The sequence below is a fragment of the uncultured Sunxiuqinia sp. genome (assembly GCF_947495665.1).
In the GTDB taxonomy this organism is placed as follows: Bacteria; Bacteroidota; Bacteroidia; order Bacteroidales; family Prolixibacteraceae; genus Sunxiuqinia; species Sunxiuqinia rutila.
In genome coordinates, this window is the sequence record NZ_CANLZV010000013.1 from 14,570 (window position 1) to 32,923 (window position 18,354).

10 protein-coding genes are annotated in these 18,354 nt (G+C 39.9%); all 10 read left to right on the forward strand.

What is annotated here, in order from left to right:
* The first annotated feature begins 50 nt into the window (after positions 1 to 50).
* The 10 genes from Q1A18_RS14530 to Q1A18_RS14575 all read left to right on the forward strand — a co-directional run bounded on the left by Q1A18_RS14530 (position 51) and on the right by Q1A18_RS14575 (position 18,281).
* Positions 51 to 1,037 (forward strand): FecR domain-containing protein, encoded by a 987-nt coding sequence (locus Q1A18_RS14530; protein ID WP_299581969.1) that lies wholly within the window; start codon positions 51 to 53, stop codon positions 1,035 to 1,037.
* A gap of 97 nt (positions 1,038 to 1,134) precedes the next feature.
* The gene (locus Q1A18_RS14535; protein WP_299581975.1) at positions 1,135 to 4,467 is read left to right on the forward strand and encodes a TonB-dependent receptor; all 3,333 of its coding nucleotides are present in this window, start codon (positions 1,135 to 1,137) and stop codon (positions 4,465 to 4,467) included.
* Positions 4,468 to 4,480: 13 nt separating this feature from the next.
* Complete coding sequence (locus Q1A18_RS14540) at positions 4,481 to 6,061, forward strand: RagB/SusD family nutrient uptake outer membrane protein (RefSeq protein ID WP_299581978.1); 1,581 nt, start codon at positions 4,481 to 4,483, stop codon at positions 6,059 to 6,061.
* A gap of 538 nt (positions 6,062 to 6,599) precedes the next feature.
* Positions 6,600 to 7,301: a DUF1080 domain-containing protein gene (locus Q1A18_RS14545; RefSeq protein ID WP_299581981.1), complete on the forward strand. Its 702-nt coding sequence runs from the start codon at positions 6,600 to 6,602 to the stop codon at positions 7,299 to 7,301.
* Positions 7,302 to 7,311: 10 nt separating this feature from the next.
* The gene (locus tag Q1A18_RS14550) at positions 7,312 to 8,601 is read left to right on the forward strand and encodes a Gfo/Idh/MocA family oxidoreductase (RefSeq protein ID WP_299581984.1); all 1,290 of its coding nucleotides are present in this window, start codon (positions 7,312 to 7,314) and stop codon (positions 8,599 to 8,601) included.
* A 369-nt stretch (positions 8,602 to 8,970) separates the two neighbouring features.
* Complete coding sequence (locus Q1A18_RS14555; protein WP_299581987.1) at positions 8,971 to 9,564, forward strand: RNA polymerase sigma-70 factor; 594 nt, start codon at positions 8,971 to 8,973, stop codon at positions 9,562 to 9,564.
* A gap of 131 nt (positions 9,565 to 9,695) precedes the next feature.
* Positions 9,696 to 10,667, forward strand: coding sequence for a FecR domain-containing protein (locus Q1A18_RS14560; protein ID WP_299581990.1), 972 nt, complete (start codon positions 9,696 to 9,698; stop codon positions 10,665 to 10,667).
* A gap of 171 nt (positions 10,668 to 10,838) precedes the next feature.
* Positions 10,839 to 14,366, forward strand: a complete 3,528-nt coding sequence (locus Q1A18_RS14565; RefSeq protein WP_299581993.1) for a TonB-dependent receptor — start codon at positions 10,839 to 10,841, stop codon at positions 14,364 to 14,366.
* Positions 14,367 to 14,378: 12 nt separating this feature from the next.
* Positions 14,379 to 16,154, forward strand: a complete 1,776-nt coding sequence (locus Q1A18_RS14570; RefSeq protein ID WP_299581995.1) for a RagB/SusD family nutrient uptake outer membrane protein — start codon at positions 14,379 to 14,381, stop codon at positions 16,152 to 16,154.
* 561 nt (positions 16,155 to 16,715) lie between these two features.
* Positions 16,716 to 18,281: a beta-N-acetylhexosaminidase gene (locus Q1A18_RS14575; protein ID WP_299581998.1), complete on the forward strand. Its 1,566-nt coding sequence runs from the start codon at positions 16,716 to 16,718 to the stop codon at positions 18,279 to 18,281.
* The last annotated feature ends 73 nt before the right edge of the window (positions 18,282 to 18,354 follow it).

Here is an 18,354-nt window from a genome sequence, read left to right on the forward strand (position 1 = left end):
TAGGGTAGAAGCCGAATTACCGATCAATTAGGTAAAGATACCTGTTTGAGATGGGAACTATTGAAGAAATAAAATCAAAATACATTCGAAGAGAAACAACCAGTGAAGAAGAAGCGATACTTCTCAAATGGTTAAAAGAGCACCCTGAAGAGCGGAGAGCCTTTTATCAGGAGAAAGATATTTGGGATGCTTATGCTTTGGCCACGAACTCGAAAAACTATTCTCCGGAAATAGAAATTAGAAAACTGCAAAAACGAATTGATACCCCTAAGACCCGGACTTTTGCTGTTCCTGAATATCTCAAGATTGCTGCTGTTTTTGTTTTGGCCTTTGTTTTTAGCTGGTTGGTTCAATCGCAGTTCGGAAGCATGGAAAGGCTTGCTGAAAAAGTAGAGCTGAGAGAAGTTGTTGTGCCAAAGGGGCAAATAAATCAAGTTTTTTTGGCCGATGGATCACGGATTTGGATCAATTCCGAATCAACCATTGAAGTACCGACTGTATTTACTGGTGACGAACGTGTGGTTACACTCAGCGGAGAGGCTTTCTTTGAGGTGGCCGAAGATGCAGATCACCCTTTCAAAGTCAAAGTTGAAGGACAAACCATTGAGGTTTTAGGTACTTCGTTCAATGTGCGTGCTTACCCCGATGCGAATGTTGTTCAAACGACTCTGAAAAATGGGAAGATTGAATTGCAAACCCAAAAAGAGACGGTGACTCTTTCTCCGGGAGACCAAACAGAGCTAAATAAACTAACGGGAAATCTCTCGCTTAAAAAGGTTAATACATCCAATTTTGATTCCTGGAAGGACGGACGCTATGAATTTATCGATGCCGATTTGGTTGACGTATTTCAGGTGGTTGAACGATGGTACAATGTTGACTTGGTTTACAATGTAGAGGACTTTAAACAGATGCACTATTCTGGGGTAATCAAAAAAACGAATCCGGTTCAGCATTTTTTGACCTTGCTGGGCCTTTCTATCCCGATTAGGTATGAAATAGAATTAGAAAAAATAACAATCGAAAAAATAAAGTAGGCCTATGATCTAAAAACAAAGGACGGTGAATGTCCCACCATTCCCCGTCCTGAATTCAAGTCATTTTAATAACTTAAATTTTAAGCACTTCAAATTTATGAAAAAAATGTTAATCGGAACCCTTCCTTTTAATAGGAATAGGATTCAAAAAACCTGGCTAATTATGCGCCTGACGATTTTTCTTACACTAATTTTTGTGTTTCGTGTTTCAGCTTCGGTTTACTCGCAGCAAACCAAACTTAGTTTGAAATTGGATGAAGTATCGCTTGAACAAGCTTTCACCATCATTCATCAACAAACGGGATACGATTTCTTTTATAAAACGGATCAAATCCCGGTTGACCGTAAAGTTTCAGCTGATTATAAGAACTTGAAGGTAGAAGTCATTCTTAGTAAAATTTTACAAGGGACAAATCTCTCCTTCTATGTGCTGGATAAGGATATTGTTATCAGTCCAAAGCGTGAAAATGGGAGTATGTTGAGTCAACAGATTAAGACCGTTACGGGAAAAGTCACTGATTCATCCGGTGAAGCACTTCCCGGCGTAACCGTGTTGGTGAAAGGAACAACACAGGGAACTGTGACTGATTTTGATGGAAACTATACAATCTCAGAAGTTCCTACAGGTGGAACGTTGATATTTTCTTTTGTGGGTATGCGGACAGAAGAAATTGTAGTGGGAAGTCAAGCTTCAATTAATGTGATGTTGGAAGAAGATGCTATCGGTTTGGAGGAGGTAATTGCTGTTGGTTATGCCGTACAGGAAAAGGTGAGTTTAACAAATTCAGTAGCACAAATCAAAGGAGATGATTTGGTTAAACGCCCTGTAGCAAATGTTGGACAATCATTGCAAGGAATGGCTCCCGGAGTAATTGTGACGGATAATGGCGGACGGCCAGGTAGCTCAGATGTAAACATTCGTATCAGGGGGTTAACATCATTGGGTGATAAATCGCCGTTAATAATTGTTGATGGAATAGAGCAACGCATGAGTGATATTAATCCGGATGATATTGAAAGTGTTTCAGTGTTAAAAGATGCCTCATCAACTGCAATTTATGGATCAAGAGCAGCCAATGGAGTTGTATTGATTACCACGCGAAGGGCAAAAACAGGAGATGTTAATATTGCTTACCATGGATATGTTGGTATTCAAAAGGCCACCAATACTCCAGAACACCTTGACTTAAGGTCCTATTTCGAATTGGAAAATGTTGCCCGGGTGAATGCAGGTGCAGAACCAAAATATACCGAAGAATACATTGATGAATATGTGAATGCAACTGACAGGGAAAAATACCCGTTACCTTTTCCTTGGTTTGACAAGGGGGTTATGCTTAAAAATGCACCACAGCAAAACCATACACTTTCGATTAGTGGAGGAAACGAATTTTTGAAAGCAAGAGCAAGTATAAGGCACCAGGATATTGGGGGGATAGTAAGCAACTTTGGTGATAAGAAAAATGAAGTAAGGGTGAATACAGATTTTAAAGCAAGTGAGAAATTAGACTTTTCATTTGATTTGAATTTTCGTGCATCTGAAAACAAGCAGCCTTATGCAGGTGTTTATAATGTGTTCAATTATATGCTTCATGCAACTAAATTTTCGGTTCCACAATACGAAACAGGAGAATATGGTCTTGGACCACAAAACAACAATCCCCTTATATTTGCAGAGCTATCGGGGTTAACTACAAGTAAAAACGATTATTTCATAGGGAAAGGTAAGGCCAATTATGAAATTGTTAGTGGTTTGAAATACACCTTTGAACTTGGAGTAAGAAATTCGTCGACACAAACTTCAGCTTATCAAAATAAGTATAGAAATGAAGATCCATATACCGGACGTATACGAGAAGTACCTTTAAATTCACTTTCGGAATCGAGAAGTAATTTTAGAGAATATACTCTTTCGCATTTATTGAATTACTCAAAGTCATTTGAGCGTCATAATATAAACTTTCTGTTGGGCTATTCTACAATTGCAAATCGTCAAAATAGTTTATCCGGATTTCGCCAGGATTTCTACAATAATGATATCCAATCCTTGAGCTCCGGGTCAGAAGAAAATAAAGATAATGGAGGAAGTAACAGCGAGTATGGTTTACGCTCTTATTTCGGACGTGCAAATTACAATTATGCAAAAAAATATTTTGTTGAGGTAAATGCCCGCTACGATGGTTCTTCACGGTTTAGTTCAACGAAGCAGTATGCTTTCTTCCCATCATTCTCAGGTGCTTGGAGAATCTCTCAAGAAGATTTCTGGAGTGACTATTCCGGTATTGTAAATGAGTTTAAACTACGCGCGTCCTGGGGGTTGACGGGTAATCAGGCAATAAGTCTTTATGAGTTTTATCCGGCACTTTCTACTGTGGATTACGCTTTTAACGAAAATCCAGCACAAGGCTATACTCAAACTCAATTTGTTAATAAAGATCTTACTTGGGAAAAAACAGAACAATGGGACATCGGAATTGATTTGGGCTTTCTTGATAATCGGATAAATTTCACTCTTGATTACTATGATAAGCTTACCAGGGATATTTTATTGCAATTGCCAATCCCTGCCACAATTGGATTAAACCCATCGTACCAGAATGCTGGAGTTGTAAGTAATAAAGGCTGGGAAACTGGTATTAACTACCGGGGAGGTAATAAGCTAAAGTATAATTTGGGGCTTAATGTTAGCCGTAACAAAAATGTAGTAGAAGATTTGCTTGAAACAGGCCCTTATATTTCGGGAGGTGGTGCAAATCAGACCTTCATTATTCAGGAAGGAATGGCAATGAATAGTTTATGGGGATACCAAACCGATGGTTTTTTTCAAAGCGAAGAGGAAATTGCTAATTATCCAACATTGCAGGCAAATACGAAGCCCGGGGATGTTAAATATCTGAATCTGAATAATGATGATGTAATTAGTCCGGAAGACCGTGGCTTTCTCGGTTACAGTTTCCCAATATACAATTATGGAGCAACTATGAACTTTAGTTATTTCAATTTTGAATTGTACATGCAATGGCAGGGAGCTAGCGGTCATACAACTCAAGTTGCGGGAGGTTTAGCACATCAAGCAACATACGAGGCTTTTACCCATAAAATTCATGCAGACTATTGGACTGAAGAGAACCGAGATGCAAGGTGGCCGCGACCAATTAAATCAAATTTGAGGAACTTGCAAGCATCCGATTTACTTACTATTGATGCAGATTACCTCCGGTTAAAAAATATTATGCTTTCGTACAATTTGCCGGCGATTATATTGTCAAAACTTTCGATAAGCAAAGCCCAGGTTTATGTGAATGCAACAAATGTTTTAACCCTTTCGAAATTGAACGAATGGGACCTTGATCCAGAAACACCACCCGGAAGGGCAAATTACTATCCTCAGGTTAGTTTATATACGGTTGGTTTAAAGTTGAATTTCTAAAAAAAATAATGCGATGAAAAAAATAATAGGTTTACTATCAATCGTTTTCTTTCTATTTTCTTGCCAAGAAAGCTTGTTGGATACGGTTCCTGATGACCGTATTTCTACTGAAATTTTCTGGCAGACAGAAGATGATGCCATATTAGGGGCTAATGCTCTTTATCCAACTCTGGACGGAAATCGTTTATTTTCTTATGATGGAATTACTGATTTAGTTCATACGAATCGCCTTTTTGAGGATAATTCAATTATTGAAGCAGGAAATGCTGATGCAAGTTTCTCTCGTTTCCTTTCGGAGTGGGATGCAGCTTATACTGCGATACGAAGGGCCAATGATTTTTTTGAGAATATTGATCGTGTTGAGACGGATAATACGACTCTTATTAGTCAGTTAAAGGGAGAAGTGCGAACCATTCGAGCTTACCATTATCTTAAATTGGTAATGCTTTTTGGCGATGTTCCATTAATTACAACGAGTATAAATGTTGACGAAGGAAAAGTATTAACTCGGGATCCTGCAGCGGATATCTGGGATTATATTTCTACAGAATTAACAACTGCCGCAGGAGAGCTGCCAGCAAGTTACTCAGGGAATGACAAAGGGCGTGTAAGTAAAGGAGCTGCATTAGGTTTAAAAGCCAGAGGAATGCTTTATGCCGGGCGTTATGCCGAAGCTGCGGCTGCGGCAAAACAAGTGATGGATCTTGGAGTATATTCCCTCTATAATTCTTATGAAGACTTGTTTCAGTATGAAGGAGAGAACTGCAATGAGATAATTCTTGATCGTCAATTTGCAAAAGATGTTCTTTCAAACAACTATTACAATACACTTGGCCCTTGGAGCTTGGTACCGGGAAGTGTTGGTAGTGTATATGTACCAACCAAAAAATTGGTAGATATGTATGAAATGAACAATGGGTTGTCTATAACTGATTCAGAAAGTGGTTTTGATCCATATAATCCTTATGAGAATAGAGATCCACGTTTAAAACAATCGATCTTTGTTACTGGCATGGAGTTGCCCAATGGAAAGATTTATAATACACTACCCAACGACCCGAATGCAACCGATCCGGTCGGTGGAACACTTTATACAACGACTACAGGTTGGAATATTAAGAAGTATATTGCTGATAATGATAACTCAACACCTGGTAATTCGGGGATTAACCTAATATTGTTAAGGTATGCGGAGGTGCTCCTTACTTATGCTGAAGCAAAAATTGAATTAAATGAAATCGATAATTCGGTTTATAATGCAATTAATCAGGTTCGTGGTAGGGTTAGTGTTAATATGCCAGAGATTGCAACAAATTTATCGCAGGATGTATTGAGAGAAATTGTTCGTAAAGAAAGAGCAATTGAGTTAGCTTTTGAAGGAACTCGCCTTTTTGATATCAGACGCTGGAATATAGCACATGAAGTAATGCCCGAAACTGTTTATGGAATGACCTATGAAGAAAATGGTTCATTGGTTACAATTGAGATTACCGGATATAATAGAGTCTTTGATTCTAGCCGTGATTACCTGTGGCCAATTCCACAGAAAGAGAGGGAGCTAAATCAAAATCTGGAGCAAAATCCAAAATGGTAAACTATATTAATTATTAGACTATAATGAATTCAGCCATAACTGCATCGTCAGTTGTGGCTGAATTTTTGTTTAATAATATTTTATTCCAAAATCCTGAGAAAATATCTTTTGCCGGCAGTTGTAAGCGTAACATTAAAATCTTGTATTATTGTTGGAGAAGTTGAAGCTGTTATATTTTAGTAGAGCATAATTAAAGTTTCTTGTCGTTGCTGGTGAATTTTATTAGGTGACACCAGTAAAAAACGAAATGCTCCAAATAAAGAATTTTTGACTAGTTAAATACTAATAAAAGTAAGCTTGTTTGATGAGCCATACTCTCATATTGATCAGCTTTATGTTGCTCTCAAGGGAAGCACAAACTCCTTTATTTAATCATTTAATTTTGCTTAGATCTAATTTAATTTGATCTGAAACTTGTCAAAAATTAAAGATTCAAAAAAAAGATTAATACTTTTAGCAGTTAAACACCGCCAGGTGTGAAGTATTTTACAGGTTTTAGCAATAAACCTCTAATCAATAAAACTAAATTATTAACTAGATGAAGCAAAAAGTATTTTTAGTAGCAGTCTTGCTAACCGTTACATTCTTGAGCAATGCGCAAGGATTAAACACATTAACAAAAGAAGAAAAAAAGGCAGGCTGGGAATTACTCTTTAACGGAAAAAACCTTGACGGGTGGAAAATTTTTCAAGGAGGTGACGTTAAAGGATGGAAAGTCATTGATGGTATTTTAAATAACTCAGGAGTGGGGAGCGACCATGGTGGCGATATCATTTCCAGAAAGGAGTTTAAAGACTTTGAGTTGTATCTGGAATGGAAAATTGCCCCGAAAAGTAACAGTGGAGTTTTTATTCGGGTGCAGGAAGGCGACACCAAAAAGATTTATGAAACAGGGCCGGAATACCAGTTACTTGACGATAAAGGGTGGCCAACCAAATTAGATGATAGCCAATACTCCGGAGCCAACTATGCGATGCATACTCCTCAGGGGGCTGAAGTTAACCCTATTGATGAGTGGAACACAACGCGCATCATTGTACAAGGAAGCCAGGTACAACATTTTTTGAATGGTAAGAAAGTGGTTGAATATGAGTTATGGACTGATGAGTGGAACGCCTTAAAAAGCAAGAGTAAATGGAAGGATAAACCGCTTTATGGAATGGCAAAAAAAGGGCATATTGGTTTACAGGACCATGGTGGCTTAACACAGTTCCGAAACATCAAAATCAGAAAACTATAAATCAAACCACATGAAAAGAAGAGATTTTCTAAAAGGAGCGGCCGCATTTGGCTCAATAACCCTATTGCCTTCATCGGTTTGGGCACTGGCCAAAAATGGTAAACTAAGAACTGCCCATATTGGTGTTGGCGGAATGGGAAATGCCGATTTGGGCTCTATTGCTTCGCATCCGCAAGTTGAAGTTACGGCCCTTTGCGATGTTGACTCTGTTCGGCTGGCTGCTGCCAAAAAATTGCATCCCAATGCCAAAACATTCAGCGACTACCGGGTGCTGTTTGACAAGATGAGAGATGCTATTGATGCGGTCATTGTATCAACACCGGACCACACGCACGCACCGGCATCGATGCTGGCCATGCAGATGGGCAAGCCTGTTTATTGTCAGAAACCTTTGACACACCATGTTTCAGAGGCTCGGGCGATGCGTAAATATGCCGAAGATAATAAGCTGATCACTCAAATGGGGATTCAATGCCATTCCAGTGACATGTATTTAAAGGCGGCTCTTTTAATTAAAGCCGGAATTATTGGAAAGGTAAACACCGTACGGGCCTGGTCACCTAAAAACTGGGGATACGACGGACCTGCTCCAACAGGAAGCGACCCAGTTCCATCCACCCTGGACTGGAACTTATGGTTAGGAACTTCGCCTGAGCGGCCGTATAAAGACAAAATTTACCATCCGGGAAATTGGCGCAAGTTGTTGGATTATGGATGTGGAACCTTAGGCGATATGGGGGTTCATATTTTTGATACGCCTTACACGGCGCTTGAGTTAGATGTGCCAAGAACCATTAAAACCAAATGTCGTAAGCCAACCGGATTTGGGCATCCCGAGCACAATGTGGTTGAATACGAATTTCCGGGAACGAAATACACCACCGAAAGTTTAAAGTGGGTGTGGTACGATGGTCCAGGTGCGCCTAAGAGACACCGGGACTTAAAACTACCCAATAAAGAGAAGCTACCCGAACAGGGTGCCATGTTTATCGGTGAAAAAGGAAACTTACTGTTGCCTCACTGGGATTACCCGAAATTGATTGTCAATGGAAAATACGAACCCATCGATTTCCCGGACATCCCTAAAGCCGACCACTATCACCAGTTTGTTGATGCTTGCTTAGGAAAAGATGAGTGCAGTGCTCCGTTTACCTATGCCGCGAGGTTAACAGAGTCTATTTTGTTGGGAGTTATAGCCAACCGTTTCCCCAATCAGATGTTGCATTGGGATATTGCATCGGCAAAATTTGTAGAAGCCGAGGCCAATCAATTGTTAGACTTCAAATACAGAAAGTTTTAGAACTTGGCTGTTATAACGATACTAATTGGGCATCTTTTTTAGATGCCCTTTTTTTGTCCCTGAAAAAAGAATTCAGCCAGTGGGGGTTTAGTTGAAGCCTAACCTGAGATTGGTCTGGACACAAGAAGCTTATAGCAACCTTGCGAAAAAAAGCAGTTGTCTCGATTTAAATTTAGAGACTCAATTATGTATCTTTTTTCAGGCTGGTGCGGCTTGATTGCAGACTATTGAGCTGACACATGAAAGGTCATATGCAATATTTAAATCAGAAGGGGCTGACTTCCTCTTACAGCATGAAAAGTTAATCGTTGCAAGGGGAAGAATGATTTGATTTTTTTATCTAAATTGCGCGCCCTATAGTGCTTGTGAATGATTGATAGATCTCTAAATACGGACCTGAAAACCGGAAATCCCTCGAGCTATGACAAGTTATACGCATTAACTTCAGCACGATTAAAAAATTACTGCAAAATCTTTTTAAACGATCATGGTTTGGTTGAGGATGTTGTTCAGGATGCTTATGTCCGCTTGTGGGAGAAGCGCAACTTAATAAAGGCGGATAAATCGGTTGAAAGCCTTCTTTTCACCATTGTACGCAATCAGTGTTTAAACCACCTGCGTGATCAAAAGTTGCATCAGGATTCCTTTTCGCTGGAAGAATATGCCTGGAGCGATTTGCAGCATTTGTATCAAATTGACTTTACCGGAGGCGAGGAAGTAACGCTGGAAGAGCAGTTGTATGAATCGTTAAAGGAAGCAATTGAGCAGTTGCCGGAAAGACAGCAACAGGTACTGGTTAAATGCAAGATTGAAGGACGTAAACAGCAAGATGTAGCTGACGAGCTTGACATTTCAGTGAAGGCTGTTGAAAAGAACCTGGCGAAAGCCAAAAAGCATCTGCGTACGAATCTTGTTGAACGCTTTCCCGAACTTTCCTTTATTATTTTATTACTTCTTAAATAGTTTCCTTCAGGTTTATTATTAGCTCATTAAAGCACGTTTCTTTTCAAATTCAAAAAAAGAATGCAAAAAAAACAGGATACAGGGGGTAGGGGATTTTCATTTTCTGTGTATTGATGATGAAAGGCATGAATATGGAAAAGAAAATACAGCTTTATTTAGAGGGTAAGCTTCCGAAAGAGGAGCAGGAACATTTGCTGGCCTGGATTCGGAAAGACAATAATCAGGCACAATATGATTCCATTAAAAAGGCTTGGTGGGAAAAACATCAGGCTACTCAGCAAAAAGCCATTTTAAACTTGTCCCAAACTCGATTGCGCAATCGATTGAATGAAAAGCAGGACTTGCAAAAATCGAAGCGTTATTTAGCGTTTTACCGCTATGCTTCCATTGCCTTATTACTTTTGGGTTTGTCTGGTGCTGCTTGGGTGTATCGTACGTATTCCAATACCGAACTTCAATATACCGAGTTTCATACTGACCTGGGGCAGGTTTCCAGCATGACCTTATCGGATGGCACTAAAGTATGGATCAACTCTGGGACTCAGTTACGTTACAACAATCAATATGGTACCCAAAACCGGGACGTAGCCGTTGTTGGTGAGGCTTATTTTGAAGTGGCGAAAGATAAAAGGCGTCCTTTCATTGTGGATATGGGGCCGCTAAAGGTAGAAGTTACCGGAACCCAGTTTGGGGTGTCCAATTACTCCGATTCTGAAGCGGCAAGTGTGGTGTTGAAAGAAGGAGCTGTGAATATTCGTTCAGCAAAAAATAAACTGATCACCCGCCTAAAACCCGATGAGTTGGTTCTACTCAACAAGCAAAATAAGACCTTGGAAACTCAGGTGGTTGAGCCGGAGAATTACATTTCGTGGAAAGATGGGATTTTGCATTTTTACGAGCTACCGCTTGAGCAACTGGCGTTAAAACTTCAAAAAAGATTTAATCAGCAGTTTGAAGTGGACCCTTTCGTGAAAGATATTCCTTACACCTTTAGTGTTGAGGGAGAATCGCTTTCTGAGGTGTTGCGCCTGATTGAGCGATTATCTCCGGTTAAGGCCATACAAGAAGGAACAGTAATCAAACTAAAATATATGAATCATTAAAAATTGAGACAAAAAAAACAGGAAAGTGCGGTAACACTTTCCTGCGGTTAAACCTGTCATCGGTAAATGACAATTTATTTAAACCTTAAAATTCATTTCAAAACTATGAAAAAAAAATTAGGAATATGGGGAAACCTATCTCCATTTGTTAAATCTCAAACGGGAAGAATTATGCGGCTAACATTTCTCTTGCTACTGGTTGGGCTCTTGCAGGTATCTGCCAGTTCATACAGCCAGAATGCCAGACTAAACCTCGAATTTCAGAATGCACAAGTTCGGGAAGTGATGCAGGCTATTGAAAGCCAAAGCAAATATCGGTTTGCTTACAGCTCCGAGTTTATTGATATCAGTCAGGAAGTTGATATTTCGCTAAGGGAGCAAACCATTGAAGAAACCTTGGAAGCCTTGTTTGACGGCTCAGGCATTAGCTATAGTATTGAAGATCGAATGATTTTGCTTTCAGCCAAGCAGTTGCAAACCAATGTACAACAAAAAGTGTCGGTTAGCGGTAAAGTTACTGATGCGGCCGGCCTGTCACTTCCGGGCGTTACTGTTGCCGTAAAGGGCACCACCAACGGTACAATTACTGACTTTGACGGGAACTACACTTTAAGTAATATTCCGGCCAATGGAACTTTGGTTTTTTCTTTTGTGGGAATGCGGACACGTGAAATGATGGTTGGATCATCTTCAACAATTGATGTTGTCTTGGAAGAGGAAGCAATTGGAATTGAGGAAGTTGTTGCTATTGGTTATGGAACACAAAAGAAAGTTAACTTAACGGGATCTGTTAGTTCAATCGATTTCGCAAATGAGATTGAGTCTCGTCCTGTGATGAATGTCTCCAGTGCTTTAGCCGGTTTAAGTTCGGGTGTTACTGTTCGCCAAGGAGTAGGAAAACCTGGTGAAGATGGGGCATCTATCCGTATCCGGGGAATTGGTACGTTGAATAATAACAACCCACTGATCATCATTGATGGTATGGAGGGGGTTTTGGATGCGATTAATCCTGACGACATTGCTTCTATCTCAATCTTGAAAGATGCTGCTTCTTCTGCTATTTATGGTTCACGGGCAGCAAACGGAGTTGTGTTAGTAACCACCAAAAATGGAAACAGAGAGCGCACTACTGTAAATTATAGTGGAAACTTTTCCATGTCTTCGCCCAGCAATTTGTTGGAGTTTGTTTCTGATTATCCAACTTATATGCGCTTAATCAATGAAAGTGCCAGAAATATTGGTTCAGCCGAACATTTTTCGAACACAACGATTGAAGCATGGGAAACAGCAAATGCAAATCCCAATGGAGTAAATGAGATTGGAGTTCCTAATTGGGTCGCTTTCCCAAACACCAATTGGGCTACAGAAATGTATGAATCCAATCTGGTACAAGAACACAATCTTTCTGTTAACGGAGGAAACAAAAAATCTACTTACCTACTTTCTTTAGGTTATCTTGATAACCCTGGATTGGTTGAAAATACAGGTGTAAAACGATATACTTTCCGTGTGAATCTTGAATCCGACATTACGGACTGGTTAACTGTTGGTACACGTACATACGCAGTACAACAAGACAAAGAGCTGGGGAACTATTCGGGTATGTTGAACTATATGAGACAATCGACTCCAGGGTTAGTTGGTGAGTATAATGGCAAATATGGCTATCCTGAGGCTCCCGAAGAGAGCGCTACAGCGAATAACCTTTATGGCTTTTTGAACAATAAAGAAGGAGATGATCGGGTGTCACGCTTCAATTCAACTGTTTTTAGTGAGATTGATATCATGAAGGGGCTATCTTGGAGGTTTAATGTTAACTACTCGAGAAGATTTGATGAGTATAATTCTCATACGAATGGTGCTGCTGGTGAACGAATCAAGTTTAGTGAAGATTTGATTATGGCTGAAGCAACTCCTCCTTCTCTAATGTCTACATATTATAAAACCTACGCTAACGAAAGCTATACTTTGGAAAACTTGTTGAATTATGAAACAACGGTTGGAGAGGACCACGATATTAGCGCGTTAGCCGGATATAATGAAAACTATTTCTTTGGTTATGATCATTATTCCACTAAAAAAGGATTGATTGATCAAAGCATCTCAACTCCAGGTTCTGCTACTGAGATGATTTCAATTGGTGGAGGTGCTGTTGATTATGCGATTCGCTCTTGGTTTGGTCGTGTGAATTACGGATTCAAGCAAAAATACCTATTGGAAGCAAACTTCCGTTATGATGGATCCAGTCGTTTTCATGAAGATCAAAGATGGGGGATGTTCCCTTCTTTCTCTGCTGCCTGGCGGGTATCTGAAGAATCATTTATGCAGGACTTGCTTCCTGATTTTCAAAACCTAAAGTTGAGAGCTTCTTGGGGACAATTAGGAAATAACGTAACTCAACGTGGTAATGCCGTTGAAAACTATGCTTACCAAGCTGTATATGGCGATGTTGGTTATTCGTTTGGTGGAACACAAGTTGCAGGGTTGCGTCCTACAATTATTGCCAATCCATTCTTGGAGTGGGAGAGCACAACAATGACTAACATTGGGCTTGATTTTACTACGCTTAATTCTCGCATGACCGCAGAAATGGATTTCTACAATAAGGTGACCGATGGTATCTTAACGGTGCCACCGATTTACCTGACAACAGGATTGATTGGTGCTCCTATTCGCAATACTGCAGAGGTAACCAACAAAGGTTTTGAGTTTACCTTAGGCTGGAGAGATCAAATTGGCGAAGTAAACTATTCTGTTTCTGGTAATTTCTCTTATAATCACAACGAAGTAACGGGTTACAAAGGAAAATTGGAAGAAGGATGGCGTACTGATGAGAACGGTGATGAATATTACTATTCAAACTTAGGCGATGTTTCTTCAGGAGCAACAACACGTACTTTGGAAGATCATATTGTCGGTGAGTATTTGGTATACGATCTTTATAAAGGAAACGGAAATTACTTTAATACCGATGGAACTGTTAACCCCAATGGGGGACCCAGGGATGGAATGATTCGTACGGAAGAAGATATGAACTGGTTAAAAGCAATGGTTGAAGATGGGGCTCGCTTTTTCCCGAATCAGGATATTAAGAAAAACGGAATATGGTATGGTGACTACATCTATGCTGATAACAATGGAGATGGAACCTATGGAAATACGTATGACCGCAGGTTTACTGGAACTTCTTCCATGCCAAAGTATACCTTTGGATTGAATATGAATTTCGCTTGGAAAAACTTTGACCTTGGTATGGTTTGGTCAGGAATGGCTGGCTATGAACTTTACTGGAATGAAAGTGGTTACAACCGTCCCAATATGCGTATTGGAAACCAGGTAGGAGAGATTCTGGCAAATGACCACTACTATTTTAATGAAGATGATGTAAATGATCCTGCCAATAACATCCATGCGACCTATCCTCGTTTAAAATTGGATGAAGGAGACTCTCAAAACACAGAGGCTAGTACGGCTTGGCTATATGATGCTTCGTTCTTGAAGCTACGTAATTTGACTTTAGGCTATACACTTCCATCGAATTTGGCTCAGAAAATTCACACCCAAAGGGTAAGAGTATACTTCTCTGCTGAGAACTTATTTACCATTACTTCTTTCCCTGGTTTAGATCCGGAAATGGGAGCTAATTCAAATTACCCGATTATGAAACAAATTTCTTTCGGTACTAACATTTCATTTTAATTTGATTGAGATATGAAAAAGTTAAAATATATTCTATTCTTGGTAGCATCACTTGTATTTTTTCAAGGATGCATGAATGATCTTTTAGATACAACACCTTATGACTCGATTGGATCGGGAAATATGTGGGATAGCGAAAACTTGGTTGATTTGGGAGTCAATGGAGTGTATAATACGCTAAGGTATCCTTTTGTTGGAAAAGAACGCTGGATGCTTGATCAGGATGGCTTTGTTGGCATGGATCGAAATCGGACTTCTTGGCTGTTAGGATCTTCAACTTTTAAGAGTGGCGTTATCACAGCTGGTGACGGTTTATTCACGAAATACTGGCAACAACATTATGAAGGAATTCATCGGTCAAATGATGCCTTAGCTAACTTGACAGCAGGAGTCCCTGTTTCTGATGAAAAAGTAGCTCGTTTGATTGCCGAGGTGAAGTTTTTGAGAGCCTATTTCTACTTTAACCTAAATCAGGTGTTTAAAGGTGTCCCAATCTATTTGGAACCAGTCCCTGCTGAAGAGATTAATCGTCCTCGCGACACTGAGGCTGCAGTATGGCAATTAATCATTGATGACCTGACTGATTGTGTCAATGAAGCCAATTTACCTGCCATGTATTCAAGTGGTGATGCTGAATTTGGTCGGGCTACTAAAGCTGCCGCTTATGCATTACGCGGGAAAGCATATTTGTACATGAAAGATTACTCAAAGGCAGAAAGTGATTTTAGAAAAGTTGGTGAATTAGGACCTCAGCTTTACCAAGGCGATTATAAAGCCCTGTTTAGCACAGCAAACGAGCGGAATCCGGAGATGATCTTTTCAGTGCAAAACATTGCGCTATCTGGTTTAGGAAGTAAAACTCAAAAGCATATTGGAACTCGTATCGCTTTTGGTTCTAACTGGAACAATTATTTGCCTCATCCTGATTTTATCGAGTCGTTTGAAAATATTGACGGATCTCCTTTTAATTGGGATGATTACCTGCCTGGTTACTCAACGATGACTCCACAGGAGCGCGTTGTTTTCTTTCTGCGTGATGGCATGACAGCTGAGCAAATTGCCAGCTTCGAGGAAAAAGGAGCAGATATGAGTCAATATCTTGCTGAAGGAAATGAAGCACGTATTAAAGCTGCTTATGATAATCGTGACCCTCGACTGCAAGCGACAATCATCACTCCGTATTCTTCCTTTAATGGAGCTGCCGGAACTGATGAATATACTTACACATTGCGTTGGCCATACGTTGGCTATGATCGAGCAGAACCGTTTGATATCAGAACAGATACGAATAACAAGTTCTATTATTTATGGCGCAAGTGGGTATACGAAGGAACTAGCATTGAAAACCGGGAATATGGGCCAACTGACATGCCTCTAATTCGTTATGCGGATGTTTTATTGATGCTAGCAGAAGCAATCAACGAACAAGGATTCGATCCTGAGGTGGTAACAATTGTTAACCAAGTTCGTGAAAGAGCTGGTGTTGCTCCTTTGCAAACATCGGATGCAAGCCAGCCAACTTATGTGAGTAATCAAGACGATATGCGTGTTCGCATTCAGAATGAACGTCGGTGGGAGTTACCATTGGAAGGAATTAACCTCTTTGACGAGATGCGATGGAAAACATGGAAAGACGTGAAGTTCTATGATGGTAATGGTGCAAAGGAAATATATGGGACACAATCATACCCTTTCTCATGGAGAGGCGATTATGTATACACTTGGGCAATCCCAAGAACTGAGACTGAACGTAATACCGAACTTCAGCAAAATCCTGGTTGGGAATAAGACAAGAATAGGTTAATCTGTAGTTATATAAATAGCTGCTTCGGAATAGTATTTAAACGTACTATTTTGAGGCAGCTTTTTTTGTCCAGGATTTTCCCAGAGGAGAAATAACTTTCACCAATCAGCTTCTGTAGTGTCGTTAGTAATAACAAAGCTGCAAAGTCTGAATGCTAATGAGCTCGTTTATTCGAATGATTTTGGATAGCCGGGTTGAGATACTTTGTTGTTTGAGTGTAGTGGAAACCGGAGAGTTATTACTGATAAAAACAAGATATACCGTTTGATGGAGCATAAGTACTCTGGAAGCCTGTGTAAGGAGTAGTAAGATGAATTGGACTGTTGGCGGAAAGAATCTTAGGTGCATGAAACAGAATTGTATTGATATCAATCATCTGAGTAGTTTTAATTATACGATTTCGTCTAAAAAACACACTGGCTGTGCAATCGATTTCACTTCTTTTAATTATCTTCGAACAGTCAAGAAAAAGTAAATAATTGATTATGATTTTAGGGGAGCTATCCATGCTCTTTTGCTTGTTTGAACGACTAAACACAATACCAATGAAAAACCTACTTCTTAGTTTGCTTTTATCAATTGTCATTCAGCCTCTTTGGGCCCAAATAAATGCAAGTGTAATTCCTGCACCTACTTCATCAACTGTAGGGGAAGGCCAGTTTAAATTGCATGCGGGCTTACGTATTCTGAGTTCAACGGATTTCGCCGATGAAATCTACTTCTTACAAAAAGAACTCCTTCGGTACCACAAGCTTTCGAGCACAATCGTTGAGAATAATCGAGAAGCGGAAATTGTTCTGGAAAAAACGAAATTGAATAATGATCAGTTGTATAAATTGGACGTTACTCCAGAACAGATAACGATACAGGCAGAAACAAAAGAAGGTGCTTTCTATGGCATAATCTCATTGCTGCAGTTGGCAAATAGTAGTCAAAGTAGCTCAATTGCTTGTGTAACTATTTCTGACAATCCGACTTACGATTGGCGCGGTGTTATGTTGGATGAATCCCGACACTTTTTTGGAAAAGAAAAGGTCAAATCCTTGCTCGATTGGATGGCTTACTACAAGCTAAACCGCTTTCACTGGCACTTGACAGATGAGCCCGGTTGGCGTTTGGAAATTCTCAACTATCCGAAACTAGGAGAAGTTGGTGGAATAGGTAATCATTCAGACAAAGAAGCAGCTTGCCAATACTATTCGCAGGAAGAGATTAAAGAGATTGTTGCTTATGCCTCCGAACGCCACATTGTGATCATTCCGGAAATTGATATGCCCGGACATGCCACTGCAGCCAACAGGGCTTACCCGGAATTTAGTGGTGGCGGCTCCGAAAAATACCCCGAGTTTACATTTCATCCGGCCAAAGAAGGCACATACCAATACTTAACCAATATTTTGCGCGAGGTCGATGCACTTTTCCCATCGCAAATGATTCATGTTGGTGGAGATGAAGTAAGTTTTGGAAATCATCAGTGGAAAACTGACGCTGCCGTTCAGCAATTGATGAAGACTGGAAAACTAGCTGATTTGAAGGCCGTTGAAGACTTATTTATGCGTCGAATGTCTGATTCTATTTTAAATATGAATAACCAGGTATTGGTTTGGGATGAGATGGCCAATGCTGGATTGCCTAAGGATAACAGCATTATTTTCTGGTGGCGGCACGACCAACCCAAGCAATTGGAATTGGGCTTGAAAAACGGACATAAAACAGTTATCTGTCCTCGTCTTCCGCTGTATTTCGATTTTGTACAACACCCTGATCATAAAGTAGGACGACGCTGGGCTGGAGGCTTTAACCAGTTGGAAAGTGTTTATAGCTTTTCGATTGACCAGCTTCCGGTTGCAGCAAAAGATCAGGATTTAGTGCTTGGCTTTCAAGCTAACCTTTGGACCGAAACGGTGGATTCGGTTGAGCGGTTTGATTTCTTGCTGTTTCCACGTTTGGCAGCAATGGCCGAATCGGTATGGTCCGATAAAGGTCAGAAAGACTATGCTGATTTTCTGGAACGTTTGAAGCCGCACCTCAAACATTACAAAGAAGCTGGATTATATTATTTCAATCCGTTTGACATTAATGAACATCCAGAACCTCTGATGAAAAAATAATATTTTTAACAATACTCTTAATATTCATGATGTGAGAATTATAAGTGATTCTACTTTGTTTCTTATATTTTGG